The following is an 18,417-nucleotide window of genomic DNA, read 5'->3' on the forward strand; positions in this document are numbered from 1 at the left end:
TCATCGCGATCCTGACTACGATCGTGAAGAAAACAAAATCAAACACGAAGCCGAAAGGCATGAGCTGAAGCCTCCTTTTTTATTCACTCCAGGCGATCAGCGCCCGCGCCGCTGTTCCCGATTTCTTTTCACTCTTCCCTCCTCACTCTTCACTCTTCTCTTCACTCTTCACTCTTCACTCTTCACTCTTCACTCTTCACTCTTCACTCTTCACTCTTCACTCTTCACTCTTCACTCTTCACTCTTCACTCTTCACTCTTCAAAAGACGTGGACGGGCGTCCCCACTGAGGCGGTTTCGTAGACGAGCTCGAGCATTTCGTTCCCGAGCCGGATGCAGCCGTGCGACGCGTTCCTTCCGAGCGAGTCGAGATCCTTCGTCCCGTGTATCAGAATTCCATCACCGAGGTCGAGCGCGTACTTGCCGAGCACACCGCTGACCTTTCGCTTCGGAGAATCGGGAGGAGGGATCGGTTGTCCGGCCTCGACGAACGCCCAGTCGGGTCGGGTCCAGACGGGATCGATCTTCTTTGCGAGAACGGGCATTCGTCCGTGGGGGGTTCGGAACAGCCACTTTCTCAATCCTTTCACGAGCAACTTGTTGCTTCCGGTCGCCGCCGGAGCACTCCGAACGAGCTCGCCGTCGCGAAAGAGATAGAGAACGTTCTTCGTCGTGTCGACCGTGATCACGACTCCGCTGCAGGCCGCCTGCGGCGGCAGACCTTCCGGCCGGTCGCACCGCTCGGAATCTGCAAGCCTCGTCCGATCGGAGAGCCGCGGCGCTTGGGATTCCTCATCGTTCCGGTCGCTCCGATCGGCATCGAAAGCCTTCGGGTCGCTGCAGAAAATCGCGGACTCCACGCCCGGCTTGCAGCGCGAGGTCTCCGTCGAATCTTCGGCGAATGCGATCGGCGATCCGATGAGGAGAAGAAGGAACAACTGAGCGAGGCCTCGATTCATCACAATTTGTTATTTGCTGGAACCGCGCCAACCAATTTTTGAATCGTTGCGGTATGACGTGTGCACTAGCGAACCATCGTTTCTGGGATACCCACCGCACTACGACCAACTGGAGGAAACATGGAACGACAACAGGTTGAAGAGCTTCTCTATCAGGCGCTGGAAACCGAGATCGGAGGCGTTCAGATCTACGCGACCGCCCTTCGCTGCGCGCGCAACGGTGAGCTGAAGAAGGAATGGCAGAAATACCACAAGGAGACGCAGAACCACGAGCAGATCATGCGTCGCGTTTGCAAATCGTTCGGACTCGACCTCGAACGGCAGACCCCCGGCCGGAGAGTCGTCAGGCACAAGGGGGAGGCGCTGGTGCAGGCGATGGAGATGGCGCTGCAGGCCGGTCCGATCGAGGCCGCTCAGCTCGTCGCCGCCGAATGCGTCGTCGAGGCCGAAACCAAGGACCACATGAACTGGGAGCTCATCGGCAAAGCCGCAAAGAACCTGACGGGTGACGAAAAGAAGGTGCTCAAAGACGCGCACAAGGAAGTCGAGGAACAGGAGGACGAGCACCTCTACCACACGATGGGATGGGCGCGCGAGCTCTGGCTCGAATCGCTCGGCATCCCGGCCGTCATTCCTCCCCCCGAGGAGGAAAAGGACGTCAAGACCGCGATCGGCGCCGCGCGCGCCAAACACGCGCGAGGAAAGATGATCGCCGGAAAGAAGGGTGGAAAGAAATCGGGCGGCTCGAAGAAGTCCGCCGGAAAGAAGGCGGCGAAAAAGGCCAGCGCCAAAAAGAGCCCGTCAAAGAAATCCTCGAAGAAGTCGGCCGCGAAGAAGTCGGCGAAAAAATCCTCGAAGAAGAAATCGCGATAGCTCCTCGTCCGCCGGACCGCCGTTACCGGGGCGACGGTCCGGCGCTCCCTGGTTTTCTTTTCTAGGATGTCTGCAGCGGGTGCTCCCGTAACTTCCGCCAGTACCACCCGGTGTCGTGCCACTGCCCGAACTTCCATCCGGCCCGCGGAAACGTTCCGACCGTTTCGAACCCGAGAGCACGATGGAAGCCGACGCTCGCGTCGTTCGGAAGCGTGATTCCCGCATACGCCATGCAGTAACCGAGCTCGGCCAGTTCGGCGAGCAGATTCTCGTAGAGCATGCGGGCCACGCCACGCTTCCTCCAATTCGCATCGACGTAGACCGAAACCTCCGTTGCGAACCGATACGCCGCCCGGGCTCGGTGAACCCCGCCGTAGGCATAACCGGCGATCTCGGCTCCGGCTGCGCAGACGAGGAAACTGTGACGTTCGAGCGCGGACGCGATCCGCCGCCGGATCTCCTCGATCGAAGGGATCTCGGTCTCGAACGAGATCGGAGTCTCCCTCACGATCGGAGCGTAGATCGACAACACCGCCTCGGCGTCGGCCTCGTTCGCCCGCCGGATGCGCAGCTCGGCCATCGGCGCTTTCATACCATCGACGGCCAGCCGCTCTCAACGACCCATGAGCGATTTGATCGATTTCACGGAGGCCCTCCAGTCGGGCGAACTATGTCACAACCCGTCAACACGGAAGCCTCACTCGAGCACTCTCGCTCTCGTTATACTCGCGACAATGGAGCTCAGAGTCGGCACCAGCGGTTACAGCTACAAGGAGTGGAAGGGGACCTTCTATCCCGAGAAGCTCCCCCCGGCGAAGATGCTGGAGTTCTATGCCGGTCACTTCGACACGGTCGAGATCAACAACACGTTCTACCGGATGCCGAAACCGGAGATGCTCGAGGGATGGAAGGAGAAAGTCCCCGCATCATTCCGCTTCGTTCTGAAGACGCCGCAGTCGATCACGCACCGGAAGAAGCTCGCGGGCACCGAGGACGATTTTCGTCATTTCTCCGAGACGGCGGAGGTTCTCGGAGAGAAGCTCGGGCCCCTCCTGGTTCAGCTTCCTCCGTGGCTCCGAAAGGATGCCGCGCTTCTCGAATCGTTTCTCCAGGCCGCCCCTGATGGACAGAGGATCGCGCTCGAGTTCCGTCACGAGAGTTGGTTTGACGAAGAGATCGAGACGCTTGCAACCGAACACGGCGCGGCAATCTGCCGGTCCGACGTCGACGATGCACCGATGCCGGGCCGGCTCGAATCAGGACCAGGATGGGGCTACCAGCGGCTTCGCCGCACCGAGTACGCGGAGGGGGAGATTGCGAGGTGGCGCGAGCTCATCGAGGCGACGAGCTGGAGCGAGGCCTGGATCTTCTTCAAGCACGAGGACGAGGGGAAGGGACCGGCCTTTGCGAAGGAGTTTCTGGGTTGGAGGTTGGAGGTTTGAGGTTGGAGGTTGGAGGAGTCAGGAGCCAGGATCCAGGATCCAGGATCCAGGATCCAGGATCCAGTCAAAGTCAGGCGCCAAACCAACACTCGTCATTCTGAGCCCGGCGGAGCGCGGGCGAAGAATCTGGCTGGGGGCTCGTGAATCCGAGTAATGCCGCACGCGCCCCTGCGACATGTCCGACCCCGGCAACCGGCAACTGGCAACCGGCAACTGACTCCTCAAACCTCCAACCTTAAACCTCCAACCCTCCTCCCGCTGGCGTAAAACTTTCAGGCTACTCTCACCGCATGACCGTTTGACCCGAATCCATGAAATGAGAGGATGATCATGAATCTTCGAATCCTGTCGAGCTCCGCTCTGACGATGCTCGTCGCGGCGCAATGTGTAACCGCACCGACGCAACCGGAACCAGCCCCGACCATCGAGAACCAGACCGAGGAGGCACCCATCACCACGCCGACCGAGACGAATCCCCTGCTGAGAGAGTGGACCGGGCCCTACGGTGGCGTCCCTCCCTTCGACGAGGTCGAGGTCCGGCATTTCAAGCCCGCGCTGGAGGCGGGGATGCTGGAGAATCTTCGCGAGATCGAAGCGATCGTCGCGAATCCCGCCCCGCCGACCTTCGAGAATACGATTGCAGCGCTGGAGCGCGCGGGGAGAGTGCTCGACCGTGTGGGAACCGCGTACGGCATCTGGAGCTCGACGATGAGCATGCCCGAGTTCCAGGCGATCGAGCGGGAGATGGCTCCCCGCCTCGCCGAGTTCAACGACAGGATCACGCAGAACCGCGAGCTCTTCGAGCGGATCGAGGCGGTTTACGAATCGCCCTCCAAAGCGTCATTCACTCCCGAACAGCAGCGGCTCGCGTGGCTCTATCACAATAACTTCGTCCGGGCGGGCGCCAATCTCGACGAGGCGGAAAAGGAGCGGGTCGCGGAGATCAATCAGGAGCTGGCATCGCTCTACACGAAGTTCTCGCAGAACGTTCTCGCCGACGAGACGGATCTGTACGTCGTTCTCGACGACGAGAGCGACCTCGCCGGGCTTCCCGAGTCTCTTCGGCGGTCCGCCGCCGCGGCCGCGGAAGCGAAGGGGCATCCCGGAAAATGGGTCATCACCAACACGCGTTCGTCGATGCAGCCCTTCCTCACCTACTCCGACCGGCGGGATCTGCGGGAGAAGGTCTGGCGGAACTTCGTCAATCGCGGTGATCTCGGAGGTGAAACCGACAACAACGCCATCATCCGCCGAATCCTCCAGCTTCGGGCCGAGCGCGCAAAGCTTCGTGGCTACGAGACGCACGCTCACTGGCGGCTCGAGAACCAGATGGCGAAGACACCCGAGCGCGCGATGGAGCTTCTCGAGGCGGTCTGGACGCCGGCGGTCGCGCGGGTGCACGAGGAAGTCGCGGACATGGAGGCGCTGGCCCGCAGAGAGGGGACTCCGATCGACATCGAGCCGTGGGACTACCGCTACTGGATGGAAAAGGTGAGAAAGGAGCGCTACGACCTCGACGAGAACGAGATCAAGCCGTACATGCAGCTCGAGAAGCTGCGGGAGGCGATGTTCTGGGTCGCCGGCGAGCTCTACGACTTCGGCTTTCGTCCTGCTCCGGACGTTCCGGTGTACCACCCCGACGTCCGCGTCTGGGAGGTTTATGACCAGAGCTCCGGCAATCACCTCGGCCTCTGGTATTTCGATCCGTACGCGCGGGAGGGGAAGCGCTCGGGCGCCTGGATGAATACCTACAGGACGCAGGAGAAGTTCGAAGAAGAGGTCACGACGATCCTCTCGAACAACGCGAACTTCGTCAAAGGATCGCCTGGGGAGCCGGTGCTCATCTCGTGGGACGATGCGGAAACTCTGTTCCACGAATTCGGCCACGCGCTTCATGGACTCGCCTCGAGCGTTCACTATCCCTCGCTCGCCGGAACGCGGGTTTCCCGTGACTACGTCGAGTTTCCTTCGCAGCTGATGGAGCATTGGCTGTCGACCCCCGAGGTTCTGCAGCGGTTTGCGGTGCACTACGAGACCGGCGAACCGATCCCTCAGGATCTGGTCGAGCGGATCGAGCGGGCAGCGACGTTCAACGAGGGTTTCGCGACGACCGAGTATCTGGCGAGCGCGCTGGTGGACATGAAGCTTCATCTCGCGGGCGACCGCGACATCGATCCCGACGAATTCGAGCGCCGAACGCTCGAAGAGATCGGAATGCCCGACGAGATCGTCATGCGCCACCGGACGCCGCAATTCCTCCACGTCTTCGCGGGCGACTCATATTCGGCCGGCTATTACAGCTATCTCTGGGCGGACACGCTCACTGCCGACGCATACGAGGCTTTCGAGGAAGGAGAGGGGCCGTACGATCCGGTCGTCGCTGAGCGTCTCCGCAGAAACATACTCGCGGTGGGGAACTCGATCGATCCGGCGGAAGCTTATCGAGCGTTTCGCGGCCGCGATGCACGGATCGAAGCGCTGATGGAGAAGCGGGGATTTCCGATTGCCGGCGCGGCTTCGACTCCACGGCCGGTGAGAACCGCAACGCCGGCGCGGAGAGTCAGCACAAAAGACTGACGGATCTCCGAACAGAAGCGGTTTCAGACAGAAAAGGCGCCTGCGAGGGCGCCTTTTCATCGTTCCGGTTCGAGCCTCGTCACTTTTTCGAAGACTTCTTCTTGTTGACGCTCTCCCGAAGATCCTTGCCAGCCTTGAACTTGACGTTCTTGCTCGCAGAAATCTTCATCGGCTGGCCTGTGGCAGGGTTGCGTCCCTGCCGCGCCTTGCGCGAGGAGACGCTGAACGTCCCGAGCCCCGGTACGGCGCATCGGTCGCCCCTTTTCATCGACTTACGAATGTGATCGATGAGCGCGTCGTATGCGGCTCCGGCTTCCTTCTTCGTGATCCCAGCTGCATCAGCGATCGAACTGATGATGTCAGCTTTTCCTGCCATTGTGTTTCCTCCTTGCGGTTTCGATGTTGCCCGAACAATCTATGGCAGCGAATACATCAAGTCAATCGGTATCATCAGATGAATTGCAGACTTTTTTTTCATCACCGTCGCACGAGCACGAAAGCCGTAAAGCCGTCCGTCCCCGCATCCGGCGTGAGTCTCAAAACACCGCGATCGACCCATTGCCGCACATTCGGGGCGACGAATTCTCCAGCATCCGCGATCTCGAAACCACTCACTTTCGACAGGGCTCGTTTCACCACTTCGTCATTCTCTTCCGTCTCCAGAGAGCATGTCGCGTATACGACACGCTCAGCAATCTCGAGTGCCGAGACCAGGATCTCCTCTTCCGTCCGCGCGAGCCGCGGCAGGTCTTCCGGCCGGAGTCGCCACTTGATCTCCGGATACTTTCTGATGATCCCGGTCGCGCTGCACGGGGCATCGACCAGAACCGAGGCGAACCGTCCCTCCAGCGGAAGCCGGCGGCCATCCGCAACAAAAGCGCGAATCGGTTCGTCGAACAGCGCCGCCCAGCGCCGTTTCATTACCTGGAGCCGCCGCAGGCTGGCATCGGAGCTGACGACCCGGCAGCCTTCGAGCGCGAGAAGAAAACTCTTCCCTCCGGGGGCAGCGGCGACATCGAGAACCGGCGAACCGGGTGGCATCGCAGCGAGACCCGCGACGATCGCGCTTCCTTCGTCCATCGGCCAGGCAAGCCCCTGCTCGAGGAGGTCCCGGATGACCGCGGTTCCTCCCTCGAGCCGGATCATTCGGTCAACCAGGGTCGAGCTCCGCCAGCCGATCTGACGCCGATCGAGCTCATCCGTGAACTGCTCCACCTCGATCCGGCTCGTGTTGACGACCAGGTCCGGCATCGAGAGCTGCTGGTTCGACTCCGCGATCGCGACCGCTCGTTCCCTCCCGAACTTCCGGCTCCATCGCTCGACGAGCCATATCGGATGTCCCGTGCGAAGCGCGATGGAATCGAGCGAGTCGTCTGCAGGGATCAGCGATGCGAGCCCTTCCCGGCCTGCCCGGCGGAGAAGCGCATTCACGAATCCCTTCCCCTTCGGCGCGCTTCGTCCGGCGAGGTCGACCGACTCCGATACGGCAGCATGCGGGGGGACGCGCATGAAATGGAGCTGGTAGAGCCCTGTTTCCAGAATTCGTCGCACGCGATCGTCGACTCGATCGATCGGTCGCTCTGCGAACGTCGCGATGAAATGATCGAGCAGGTTCTTCCACCGGAGCACCCCGCTGACGATCTCGTCGACGAAGCGGTCATCGCGGGCCGGTGAGCCGCTTCGCAGCCAGGGGCGACCCGATTCGATTTCCTCGAGCAGTGAGACGGCCCGTTCGCGAGTGCTCATCCGAGCCGCGAGCCCTTCTCCAGCCCCAAGCTGCGGGCGAGCTCGGCACCGCTCACCTCCCGTCTCCCCGGCCGCTGGGCGCGCTCGATGATGATCGAGCCTCGACCGCACGCCACCTCGACCGCTTCGCTGCCGATCTCGAGAATCTCACCCGCCGATCCGCTCCGTTCGCCTCTTCGGATCTTTCGGAGCTTGACGTTCTCGCCGTCGATCTCACAGAACGTTCCGGGCCATGGAACGAAAGCGCGGTAACGGTCGTGGATCGCGACGGCGGAGAGACTCCAGTCGACGCGCCCTTCAGTCCGGTCGATCATCGGGGCAACGGTCGCCTTTTCGTGATCCTGAGGCGTCTCGGTCGCCGTTCCCTCTTCGATCCGGTCCAGCGTCTCCACCAGCAACTCCGCGCCTGTTTCCGCGAGCTTCCGGAACAGATCCGGGGACGTTTCGTCCGGTCCGATCGGGACCTCGCGGCTCGAGAAAACCGGTCCGTGATCGAGCTCCTCGTCGATTCGCATGATCGTGACGCCCGTGACGCTCTCTCCCGCTTCGATCGCTCGCTGAATGGGAGCCGCGCCCCGCCATTTCGGCAGCAGCGAAGCGTGCGCGTTGATGAATCCGTGACGGGGAACCTCGAGCAGTGACGCCGGAAGGATCCGCCCGTATGCCACGACGACGGCGATGTCGGGATCGCGCTCGCGGATCTCCCGGAGAAACTCGTCGGTGCGGATCTTCGCCGGCTGGACCAGCGGAATCCCGAGCTGTTCTGCTCGAGTCGGGACCGGTGGCCGGACCGGCTGCATCCCTCTCCCGGCGCGCCGGTCGGGCTGCGCCACCGCGAGAACGATCTCGTGTCTCGAGCTATGGATCGCATCGAGCGCGGCGACGGCAAACTCCGGCGTTCCGAAAAATACGACGTTCATCACGGAGGAATCTATCAGGATGGAGGAGCCAGGGATCAGGGATCAGGGGTCAGGAGTCAGGAGACAGGATTCAGGAAACAGAAGACAGGATTCAGGAGACAGGAGTCAGGAGACAGGAGACAGGAGTCAGGATTCAGGAGCCAGGTAGAGGATTTGAGGTCAGCGTTGGTTCGTCATCCTGAGGAGCGAAGCGACGAAGGACCTGGGGGCGGCTCGCGAGTCAACGTGGCCAGTTGATGCAAGGGTGACTCACGATCCCCCGCCCAGATTCTTCGCCCGCGCTGCGCCGGGCTCAGAATGACGCGGTGGTTGAGCTAGCGAGCGACTAACGGGCAGGCCCACGAATCCTGCATCCTGAGTCCTGGATCCCGAATCCTGAATCCTGTCTCCTGAATCCTGTCTCCTGAATCCTGGCTCCTGAATCCTGATCCCTGCCCCCTGTCTCGGTTATAGTCCTCCGGGGTAACGAGCTCCCTCAGAGGCATGGGCGAAACACTCTTTGCAGGCGTTGATGGCGGCGGGTCGAAAACCGAGGTTGTCCTCGTGGATGGCGACCTGCGCCCGCTCGCGATGGTTCAGACCGGGCCCTCGAACTATCTCCGAGTCGGCCTCGCGGCGTCGCTGAAGAACATCGCGGACGGTCTCGCGACGGTCGTCGATCAGGCGGGGGCGTCGATGAGCTCGGTACGGATGATTTTCTGCGGGATCGCGGGGACGGCCCATCCGAAGCACCGCGACGAGCTCCGCTCGGCATTGACGGTGGCGCTCGCAACGACCCGGCTGAGAGTCGAGACGGATGCGCGGATTGCGCTGGCGGGAGCCCTCGGAGGACGGCCCGGCGGCATCGTCATCTCCGGCACCGGTTCGGTCGCCTTTGCGCGGACTGCCACCGGCCGGGAGGCGATCGCCGGAGGATGGGGGCCGATCATGGGCGACGAGGGAAGCGGCTACTGGATTGCCCGGCAGGGGATGGCCTCGATCGTCCGGTCCTTCGACGGACGCGGACCGAAGACGACGATGTCGAAGTGGCTTTGCGACGACTTCGACATCTGCACGGCGCCGGACCTCAAGCTCTTCGTCTATGCGCCGGACGCGAGTCCGGCAAAGATCGCGCGGCTGAACCGGGTCGTCACCGAAGCCGCCGAGAACGGTGACGTCCCGGCACAGACGATCCTTCGGAAGGCCGGGAACGAGCTCGCATCGTGCGGCCGTGCGGCACTTCAAAAGGTCGATCTCGACGACGGTCCCGCGTCACTTTCCTGGGCAGGCGGTGCATTCCGCTCCGGAAGGTTCCTTCTCGACTCCTTCAGGGAGTGGTGCGCCGAGATGATGCCGAACGTCGCTCTGGTCGAAGCCGAGGCCTCTCCCGCGATCGGAGCGGCGAGACTCGCGCGGGACGCATGGGCAGGCGAGTCGGATTCGACGACCGCCACGACCCACGACGGAGTGCGACTCGAATGAGGGTCGGGGAAACTCACTACCGTTCTATCTGGAGGGACGGCGAGCGGATTTTGGTGATCGACCAGACCCGGCTCCCTCACGAATTCGAGGTCGTCGAACTGACGAGTCTCGAGGAGACGGCGGATGCGATCCGGCGGATGGTCGTACGAGGTGCGCCGCTGATCGGCGTCACGGCGGCCTACGGTCTTCATCTCGCGATGCGAGAAGACGCGTCCGACGCGATGCTCGGTCGCGCGCTCGAGCTGCTGCGGGCGACGCGCCCGACCGCGGTCAATCTCGGCTGGGCGCTGCAGAAAGCCGAAGCCAGGCTGCGCGAAACAACCGCCGCAAATCGCGCGGATGTGGCTCTCGATGCGGCCGACGAGCTCGCCGAGCACGACGTCGCAACCAACGCGGCTATCGGACGGAGCGGAATCGACCTGCTCCGGCTGATCCACCGCGAGCGCGGCGGGAAACCGGTGAGAATTCTCACCCATTGCAACGCCGGCTGGCTCGCGACTGTCGATTACGGTACTGCGCTGTCGCCGATTTTCATGGCGCAGGACGGAGGAATTCCGGTTCACGTCTGGGTCGACGAAACCCGCCCCCGAAATCAGGGCTCTTCACTGACGGCGTGGGAGCTCGGAAGCCACGGGATTTCACACGACGTGATCGTCGACAACGCCGGCGGCCATCTCATGCAACGCGGAATGATCGACGTCGTCATCACGGGGACCGATCGCGTCGCCGCAAACGGCGACGTCTGCAACAAGATCGGCACGTACCTCAAGGCGCTCGCCGCGGCCGACAATGAGATCCCCTTTTACGTCGCGATGCCTACCTCGACACTCGATCCTTCCATCGCGAATGGCGACGCGATCCCGATCGAGGAGCGGTCGCCCGACGAGATCACGCACCTGAGCGGAATCGATGACGAAGGGACGATTCGTCGCATACGGCTCACGCCCGAAGGATGCTCGGCGAGAAATGTGGCTTTCGACGTCACACCGGCAGCGCTGGTCACCGGACTGATCACCGAGCACGGACTGGTGAGCGCAAACCCGGAGGCGATCCGGGCACTCCTTGCACGGAGCCCGGCATGACGCACGGCGACCCGGCTGCAGAGATCGCGGAGGCAATGCGCTTCCTGGGCGAGCGGGGGCTCAACCACGGCAGCGCCGGCAATGTTTCGGTCAGGACGCCTGACGGATTTCTGATCTCGGCATCCGCGATCCGCTGGGATCGGATGACTCCGCAGGACGTCGTGCTCGTTTCAGCGAGCGGAGCCACGCAACCTGGACCGGCGCCATCGAGCGAATGGCGGCTCCACGCCAGTCTCTACCGTTCGAGGAGCGTATTCGGGTCGATCGTTCATACCCACTCTCCCTGGGCGACTTCGCTCGCCGTGCTGCGGCTTCCGCTTCCGCCGATCCACTACTCGATCGCTCTTTCAGGAATGAACGAAGTGCCGTGTGCACCGTACGCGACGTTCGGCACTGAGGAGCTCGGCGAATGGGTGGTCCGCACGATCGGAAGCGGCTTCGCGTGCCTGCTTGCCAATCACGGTCTCATCTCGGCAGGAGAGAGTCTCGAGCAGGCCCTCGACCTCGCCGTCGAGATCGAGAATCTCTCCCGGGTCTACCTCCAGTCGCTCTCCGCAGGAGAACCGCTGACGCTCACGGATGACGAGATGGATCGGGCGCGGGGGAGATTCGACGAACGGAGGAACGCGGCAAGCCGGAAGGATTGACCTGCGCGGGCCGCGACGTCACTCGCCTCAATCCCAGGAGGCGAGAAGTGCGCGCGCGTCGTTCTGCGCCGAGGCTCCCTCGACGAGGAATTCCGGATCGAGCGGTGTCGAAAGGACCTCATCGAGAATCTTCCGCGCCTCCGGTTCCCATCCGGGGTCGGCCGCAACCATTGCTTCCGCGAGAAACACCTGAGTCAGCTTGTCGCCCGGATTCAGCTCGAGCGAGCTCTTCAGGAACCCGATCGCTTCTTCGTCGGAAGCCCACCCGGTGAGGAAAGGAATGCGTGGAGTCTGGTTGTGGAGACGCCCCAGCACACGAGCGGGGCCACCCCCCTCCATCGCGGGATCAATTTTCATCGCAATCGTCGATTCACGCCGGATCCTGTCCGCGGCACCCTGACGGACGGCCGCGAGCTTGCCGTACACCAGTGCCCACTCGCCCCAGGTGACGGCGTCCCAGTAGTAGAGCTCGCCAGCACCCGGGATCGCTCTGGCCGCGCGCGCCACGTCGGTCTCCGACGCTTTTTCCGGATTGCGGACGCCTTTGGATTTCAGCATCGATTCGAGGATCTCGACCCCTTCGGATCCGATCTCTTTCGCATCGTCGAAAATGGTCTTCTTCGCAGCGGTGGAATCGGCAACGTAAGCCCCTTTGAATCGCATGGCGCGCAGCAGTTTCCATCGCGCCTCGAAGTCGTTCTCGTCTTCATTCAGCGCTTGTCTGTACTCTGCGATTGCCAGCTCGACACGGGTAGCTGCGGCCTTCGCTCCCGAGGCCCCCTCGGCGCGCTTTGCCCAGTGAGCATCTCCCTCGGTAACGCCCGCGTAGAGGGGCGCCGCCAGTGCGACCGTCACGGTCAATAGAAGTGCCGGTTTCGTCATTCCTCCGGAAACCTTCAAAACGCGGGCCGTAGCGGACGAATTGCGCACGATGCTGGGGCACACGTTCCCTCGCCCAGGTCCTCGCCGTCCTTCGGCGGCTGCCAATGAAACGACCACGAAATTGCGTGGACTTCGACCTTTTGCAGCGCTTCGCTTGGCCTGATGTCCCACCCTGCAAGGTCCCTCGCTTGCCCACCCGACCGCCCGCTCGGGATGACGTCGGTTTGAGTATGGGGTGCGGAGTTTTGCGGGCTCCATTCCCGCTTCACCGGCGCGACGCGCCGGTCAATTGCTCAGGATGACGAGTGCTTCACTCTTCCACCCTGGCTCTTGGCTCCCGGCTCCTGAATGCTGTCTCTCTTCACTCTTCACTCTTCACTCTTCACTCTTTACTCTTCACTCCTGTATCGTCCGGCAATGGGACAACAGCGGCAGACACTTTTCGAGATCGCACGTCAGGCAATGATCGATCGCGAGCTCCTTCCCGATTTTTCGCGCGAGGCGATGGAGCAGGTTTCCAGACTGGAGAGCCCTCCCCCTCTCGACGATGACGCCGAGGACATGCGCTCGCTTCCGTGGGTTTCGATCGACAACGACGATACGATCGACATCGATCAGGTCAGCTATGCCACGACGGATCACAACGACGCGATCCGTCTCTACGTCGGAATCGCGAGCGTCGATTGGCTGGTCGACATCGGAACGCCGGTCGACCGGCATGCGGCGCACAACACGACGACCGTCTATACGCCGGTCCACAATTTTCTGATGATTCCGGCCGAGCTCTGCACCGATCTCACCTCGCTCTCCGAGAACGCCGATCGAATGGGACTCGTCATCGAAATGGTCATCGAGACCGATGGCACGCTCTCGTTTGAGAAGGTCTATCCCGCCCGGCTGCGGAATCATTCGAAGCTCGCCTACGACAGCCTGTCGCGGTGGCTCGACGAAGAGATCCCGGAGCTCGACGGGGTCACGGGAAACAGCGGAATCGAAGAATCGATCCGGTTGCAGGACGAAGCCTCACGCCGGCTTTTCGCGCAGCGTCGTCGCCTCGGAGCGCTCGAGCTCGACACGATCGAGTCCCATGCGATTCTCGAGGACGACGAGGTCGTCGACCTCGTCGAATCAAAACGGAACCGCGCCCGTCTGCTCATCGAGAACCAGATGATTGCAGCCAACGGCGTCACGACCCGCTGTCTCGAGTCGAAGAATTTTCCGACGTTCCGACGCATCGTTCGGAAACCGAGGCGATGGGACCGGATCATGTCGATCGCAGAAGAGCGCGGAGGGAAGCTTCCTCCGGAACCGGACTCCGGCGCACTCGACAGATTTCTCGCCGCCGAGCGCGAGCGCGACCCGACGGGGTTTCCGGACCTCTCGCTCACGATCGTGAAGCTGATCGGGAGAGGAGAGTACGGTGTCGAGCTGCCGGGAGGGCCCGAGGCCGGTCACTTCGGTCTCGCCGTCCAGGACTACTCTCATTCCACCGCGCCGAACCGCCGGTTCCCCGATCTGATCACTCACCGGCTGGTGAAGTCCGCCCTCGCCGCGGAGGATCCCGCCTATTCGGTGGCGACATTGCGGGAGCTCGCCGAGCAATGCACCGACAAGGAAGACGCGGCGAACAAGGTCGAGCGCCGCGTGGCCAAATCGGCCGCAGCGATGCTGCTGAGCCGGCGAATCGGCCAGGTCTTCAGCGGAATCGTGACCGGCGCCGCGGACAAAGGAACCTGGGTTCGGATTTTCAGCCCACCGGCCGAAGGGAAACTGGTCAGGGGAGCCGGCTCGTTCGACGTGGGCGACCGTCTCAGGGTCCGTCTCGTCCGCGCCGATGTCGACCGCGGTTTCATCGACTTCGAGCCTGTAAGCTGAGCCGGGGCCCACCCGCTCACTCCCCGCGATCCGGGGCGGAATCTGATTTGCACTGCTTCCACCCGAACCCCTCTCCCGAGAGGGCAAAAGGAGGAATCACACGATGAACCGCAAAATCGTCGTCATCATGGCGACACTCACCATGCTTCTGGCTTTCGGAGCCTGCAAACACTCCGGCACGGCGCTCACGGCAAAGGCCCAGGCCGTCAACGTCGACATCGACGCGCCGCGCGAGCTTGCCGAGGGGGAGACCGGGACCGTCTCGATCGACGTCCGGAACATCGGACTCAACAATCTCTCCAATACGATCATCCAGGTCGAATTTCCTTCCGAACTGAGCGTCCTCAGCGAGAACCATGGCGCCGGAATGCGCGTGATGGAAGGGATCAGCGCAGACGGCAACATGATGTACCAGTACGATGTCGGCGACATCGAGGTCACACAGAACTCCAAGGCGAACTTCGAGGTTCGCGCTCGCTTCGGGACGCGGAATCGCTCGGGCGAGATCAAGGTCCTCGTCTGGAATGAAGATCTCCCCGGACAGAGACTCCTCGAAACAAAAGCAATCGACATGAAGCGTTGAGCATCGAGCGTGGCCGCCGTTTCACCGGCGGCCACCTCTGCTCGGGATGAGAGACGGGGTCGGGTCTGAACATGGAACTTAACTCCGCAAGTACGTCGTTTTTCGCCTGATTCGGGAGTTAAGTTCCATGTTCAGACCCGACCCCGAAACTTCCGCGCCACGGCTGGTCTGACTATCCTCCAACCTCCAACCTTCTTTTCCCCTCACGATCCGGTTCGCCACGGAATCTCCAGCAGATTTCCTTCATCGTCGATCGGCGGATAGTCGATCCCTTCGCGACGACAGAGCCGAGCGTATCCCGGATGAGCCCATTCGAAGAGCAATCGGCGACGCGTCTGGGCATCGACGCGTGACTCGTCGTACATGCCCGATTTCCGGCGTTGCTGCTGCGCCTCGAAGAGGATCAGCGCTGCTGCAACCGATACGTTGAGAGACGCAACGAGCCCTTCCATCGGAATCCGCACCCTCGCCGTAGCCGCCTCGAGAGCCTCGTTCGAAAGACCGCCCCTCTCCTCGCCGAGCACGATCGCCGTCGGGACGGTGTAGTCGACCGTCCTGAAATCCTCTGCATCCGGCGACGGATCGGCGGCGACGATCGTGAACCGACGATCAAGCAGTTCCTCGATCGCGGAGCTCGAGCTCGCATGGTGGCGAATCGTCACATACCGGTGGGCTCCCTTCGCCACGTTCTGCTGGGGACGCAATCCGCCACCCTCGACGACTGCGTGTGCTTCCATCACCCCCACCGCGTCACAGGATCGGACGATCGCCGAGAAATTGTGGGGCTTGTGCACTCCCTCCAGCACGACCGTCAGATCGGGCTGCCGCCGTTCGAGAGCTTCATGCATCCGCCGGAAGCGCTCCGGGAGAATGCTCACTTACTCATCCATCGCCTCGTTCACTTCTTCGACTCGCCTGTTCTCTTCCTCCTGCATCTCCTTCGCCTTCTCCTGCGCCGATTCCACCGATTTCACGGCCGCGCTCTCCTCGGGAGGCGTGTCCGAACAACCCCCGGGGACTGCGAGAAGAATGATCAACGCCAGCATCGGAACTAACTTTCTCATCGTTTCTTCCCTCCGGTGAACAATATAGAACAATGCTATCGGCAGATTGGCCCGGGTCTGCGAGAATATTCTTCAATATGACGAGGATGGCTACCCTTTCAGGCGGACAAACGAGAATCGACCGCTTCCTCTCACTGCTCAGGATCGCGAGGAAGCCTCTGTCGAAGAACCAGAAGGAAGAGGTCGAGTCAGGACTCGCGACCACGTGCGAGGTTCTCAACGCCGGCAGCGCTCATCTCGCGTATGAAGACCAGGAAGAACCATGGATCGATCTCCTCTCGTGGACGGACGGGAACATCACGACGCGCCAGCTGAGCGCTGCCAATGCTACCCCCCTCGTCGATGAGGACTTCGCCTCGACACCCTTCTACACGGATCTGCCCACCGGCCCTGCCTTTGCCCTTTTGCGTGACGATGCGCCTCGGGTCGATCGATCGCCCATCAACCCGACCGTCGCCGCAGAGCTCGGCGACGGTCCGGTTCTCGCGGTTCCGTTTCCCGCGAGGCTGCGGCCCGGATGGATGTTCATCGAGCTCCCCGAAATCGACGAGGACACCGCCGCATGCGCAACGCTCGCCGCTGCGATCATCGGCAGCAGAATCGACCAGCTCATCGAAGCGGATCAGCTCGCACGCGCCGCGGTCGACGAGCGAATCGCCGGAATCGTCCGCGATCTTCATGACGGGTTGCTCCAGTCGTTCACCGGCGTGGTCCTTCAGCTCGAGACCGCGCATCAGTTGATCGGAGCCGAGCCGGATCGGGCGCGAGCTCTGGTGACCGGTCTGGAGTCCGTTCTCATGCATGAACAGCGGGAGCTGCGCGCGTACCTCAACGCGCTCCGCCCGGGGCGCCAGCGGATGCTCGGCGAGGTCGATCTGCTCGCACGACTCGACGAGCTCGCGCATCGCTACCAGCTGCAGTGGGGCATCACGGTCGAAGTGCACAAGCCGGAGCTCGATCCGCTCCTGCTTCAGTCGCTCGGCTGGGAAACTTACCGGCTGATCGGCGAAGCGGCGAACAACGCGGCCCGTCACGGCGGCGCAAACCGGATCATCGTCGACATCCGGCACCAGAAGGGAACGCTCATCCTGGAGATTCGAGACGACGGTCACGGTTTCGACTTCAGAGGCGAGCTCGACGGCCCGGCGATGAAATCCCAGGGTCGGGGTCCACTCTCCCTGATCGAGCGATCCGCCGAGCTCAACGGCTCGATCCGTGTAAACTCCACCGATGAGGGGAGCACGGTGACGATCGAAATCCCAGTCGGATGGAGCGCGGAGTAACGATGTCGATCACGGTCGGACTCGTCGACGATCATCGGATCATCCTGGACGGACTGCAGCAGCTTTTCACCAGGACCGACGACATCGAGGTCGTCGGCACCGCAACCGACGGGGCGGGAGCCATCGATCTTGTCCGACGAAAACGCCCGGCAGTTCTCGTCCTCGACGTCAGCATGCCCGGGGTGGGCGGAATGGAGGTTCTCAAGGTCATTCACGAAGAGAAGCTCCCGACCCGCGTCATCCTTCTGACCGCGGCCATCGAGGACGACAGGGTCGTCGAGGCGATGCGACTCGGCGTCTGGGGTCTCGTTCTGAAGGAAGCGGCCTCCGTACAGCTCGTCCGCGCGGTCCGGCGCGTCGCTCTCGGAACGCGAGCGCTGGAGGAATCACTGGTCGGCCGCGCGGTCGAGCGGATGTCGAAAGCGAGCGACAGCGAGCGGGAGCTCGCAGCGCTGCTCTCTCCCCGGGAGACCGAGGTGGTCCGAATGGTCGCGCAGGGGTTGCGGAACAAGGAGATCGCGGATCAGCTCGCGCTCACCGAGGGGACCGTCAAGTCGTACCTCCACACGATCTACGAGAAGCTCGATGTGCGAGGGCGCGTCGAGCTCACGCTCTACGCTCAGGAAAAGGGACTGGTTTAGAACGAAGAGTGAAGGGTGAAGAGTGAAGAGTGAAAGAAGAGACGCCGCGAAAGTAACCTCTCCCTACACTCACCCCGCATTCGCGAGCCACCGCCCAGATCCTTCGCCGTCCTTCGGCGGCTCAGGATGACGAGGGAGTGGGTTTCGCAAGAGCAAACATTCGTCCATGATTGTCGATTCGCGCAAAACACAACACTCGTCATTCTGAGCCAGGCGCAGCGCGGGCGAAGAATCTGGGTGGGGGCTCGTCACTCACCTCTTCACTCTTCACTCTTCACTCTTCACTCTTCACTCTTCACTCTTCACTCTTCACTCTTCACTCTTCACTCTTCACTCTTCACTCTTCACTCTTCACTCTTCACTCTTCACTCTTCACTCTTCAC

Annotated in this window: 18 protein-coding genes and 1 pseudogene; 11 read left to right on the forward strand and 8 right to left on the reverse strand. The window is 62.1% G+C overall.

Features of this window, described 5'->3' with window-relative positions; all coding sequences use genetic code 11:
* Window positions 1-289, forward strand: a 289-nt coding sequence (locus KY459_16135) for a hypothetical protein (protein MBW3566238.1), incomplete at its 5' end; no start/stop codon positions are given.
* Here the strand turns inward: KY459_16135 and KY459_16140 are convergent.
* Complete coding sequence (locus KY459_16140) at window positions 260-958, reverse strand: L,D-transpeptidase (GenBank protein MBW3566239.1); 699 nt, start codon at window positions 956-958, stop codon at window positions 260-262. The genes KY459_16135 and KY459_16140 overlap by 30 nt on opposite strands.
* A 120-nt stretch (window positions 959-1,078) precedes the next feature.
* On the opposite strand from KY459_16140, the pseudogene KY459_16145 reads away from it, so the two are divergent.
* Window positions 1,079-1,669 (forward strand): annotated as a pseudogene (locus tag KY459_16145) (hypothetical protein).
* A gap of 223 nt (window positions 1,670-1,892) precedes the next feature.
* On the opposite strand, the gene KY459_16150 reads toward KY459_16145, so the two are convergent.
* Entirely contained in the window at window positions 1,893-2,411 is a 519-nt protein-coding gene (locus tag KY459_16150) for a GNAT family N-acetyltransferase (GenBank protein MBW3566240.1), read from the reverse strand.
* Window positions 2,412-2,565: 154 nt separating this feature from the next.
* On the opposite strand from KY459_16150, the gene KY459_16155 reads away from it, so the two are divergent.
* Window positions 2,566-3,273, forward strand: coding sequence for a DUF72 domain-containing protein (locus tag KY459_16155; GenBank protein MBW3566241.1), 708 nt, complete (start codon window positions 2,566-2,568; stop codon window positions 3,271-3,273).
* Between the two features lie 330 nt (window positions 3,274-3,603).
* Complete coding sequence (locus KY459_16160; protein MBW3566242.1) at window positions 3,604-5,850, forward strand: M3 family metallopeptidase; 2,247 nt, start codon at window positions 3,604-3,606, stop codon at window positions 5,848-5,850.
* A 79-nt stretch (window positions 5,851-5,929) separates the two neighbouring features.
* Here the strand turns inward: KY459_16160 and KY459_16165 are convergent, their stop codons facing one another.
* From KY459_16165 to fmt, 3 genes are all read right to left on the reverse strand, one after another.
* Window positions 5,930-6,226, reverse strand: coding sequence for an HU family DNA-binding protein (locus tag KY459_16165; GenBank protein ID MBW3566243.1), 297 nt, complete (start codon window positions 6,224-6,226; stop codon window positions 5,930-5,932).
* Between the two features lie 101 nt (window positions 6,227-6,327).
* Complete coding sequence (locus tag KY459_16170; protein ID MBW3566244.1) at window positions 6,328-7,596, reverse strand: hypothetical protein; 1,269 nt, start codon at window positions 7,594-7,596, stop codon at window positions 6,328-6,330.
* Window positions 7,593-8,516: a methionyl-tRNA formyltransferase gene (gene fmt / locus KY459_16175; protein ID MBW3566245.1), complete on the reverse strand. Its 924-nt coding sequence runs from the start codon at window positions 8,514-8,516 to the stop codon at window positions 7,593-7,595. The genes KY459_16170 and fmt overlap by 4 nt, the downstream gene beginning before the upstream one ends.
* 483 nt (window positions 8,517-8,999) lie before the next feature.
* Between fmt and KY459_16180 the strand changes: the two genes are divergently transcribed.
* From KY459_16180 to KY459_16190, 3 genes are read left to right on the forward strand one after another with little or no spacing between them, the layout of a single operon-like run.
* Window positions 9,000-9,977: a hypothetical protein gene (locus tag KY459_16180; GenBank protein MBW3566246.1), complete on the forward strand. Its 978-nt coding sequence runs from the start codon at window positions 9,000-9,002 to the stop codon at window positions 9,975-9,977.
* Complete coding sequence (mtnA, locus tag KY459_16185) at window positions 9,974-11,059, forward strand: S-methyl-5-thioribose-1-phosphate isomerase (protein ID MBW3566247.1); 1,086 nt, start codon at window positions 9,974-9,976, stop codon at window positions 11,057-11,059. The genes KY459_16180 and mtnA overlap by 4 nt, the downstream gene beginning before the upstream one ends.
* Window positions 11,056-11,706 (forward strand): class II aldolase/adducin family protein, encoded by a 651-nt coding sequence (locus KY459_16190; GenBank protein ID MBW3566248.1) that lies wholly within the window; start codon window positions 11,056-11,058, stop codon window positions 11,704-11,706. The genes mtnA and KY459_16190 overlap by 4 nt, the downstream gene beginning before the upstream one ends.
* Before the next feature lie 27 nt (window positions 11,707-11,733).
* On the opposite strand, the gene KY459_16195 is transcribed toward KY459_16190, so the two are convergent.
* The gene (locus KY459_16195; protein MBW3566249.1) at window positions 11,734-12,588 is read right to left on the reverse strand and encodes a hypothetical protein; all 855 of its coding nucleotides are present in this window, start codon (window positions 12,586-12,588) and stop codon (window positions 11,734-11,736) included.
* Window positions 12,589-13,005: 417 nt separating this feature from the next.
* Here KY459_16195 and KY459_16200 point away from each other — a divergent pair, with 417 nt between their 5' ends.
* Entirely contained in the window at window positions 13,006-14,463 is a 1,458-nt protein-coding gene (locus KY459_16200; GenBank protein MBW3566250.1) for an RNB domain-containing ribonuclease, read from the forward strand.
* Window positions 14,464-14,566: 103 nt separating this feature from the next.
* On the forward strand, window positions 14,567-15,046 hold the full coding sequence (locus KY459_16205) for a hypothetical protein (protein MBW3566251.1): 480 nt from the start codon (window positions 14,567-14,569) through the stop codon (window positions 15,044-15,046).
* Between the two features lie 203 nt (window positions 15,047-15,249).
* Here the strand turns inward: KY459_16205 and trmH are convergent, their stop codons facing one another.
* Entirely contained in the window at window positions 15,250-15,918 is a 669-nt protein-coding gene (gene trmH / locus KY459_16210; protein MBW3566252.1) for a tRNA (guanosine(18)-2'-O)-methyltransferase TrmH, read from the reverse strand.
* 6 nt (window positions 15,919-15,924) lie between these two features.
* Window positions 15,925-16,110 carry a hypothetical protein gene (locus KY459_16215; protein ID MBW3566253.1) on the reverse strand — a complete coding sequence of 62 codons (186 nt, stop codon included), beginning with the start codon at window positions 16,108-16,110 and terminating at the stop codon, window positions 15,925-15,927.
* A 77-nt stretch (window positions 16,111-16,187) separates the two neighbouring features.
* Between KY459_16215 and KY459_16220 the strand changes: the two genes are divergently transcribed.
* Together KY459_16220 and KY459_16225 are read left to right on the forward strand one after the other, a co-directional pair.
* Window positions 16,188-17,393 carry a hypothetical protein gene (locus KY459_16220; GenBank protein MBW3566254.1) on the forward strand — a complete coding sequence of 402 codons (1,206 nt, stop codon included), beginning with the start codon at window positions 16,188-16,190 and terminating at the stop codon, window positions 17,391-17,393.
* Window positions 17,378-18,034, forward strand: coding sequence for a response regulator transcription factor (locus KY459_16225; GenBank protein MBW3566255.1), 657 nt, complete (start codon window positions 17,378-17,380; stop codon window positions 18,032-18,034). Before KY459_16220 ends, KY459_16225 begins: the two co-directional genes overlap by 16 nt.
* Window positions 18,035-18,417: the final 383 nt, after the last annotated feature.

Source organism: Acidobacteriota bacterium (genome assembly GCA_019347945.1).
Lineage (GTDB): Bacteria > Acidobacteriota > Thermoanaerobaculia > Gp7-AA8 > JAHWKK01 > JAHWKK01.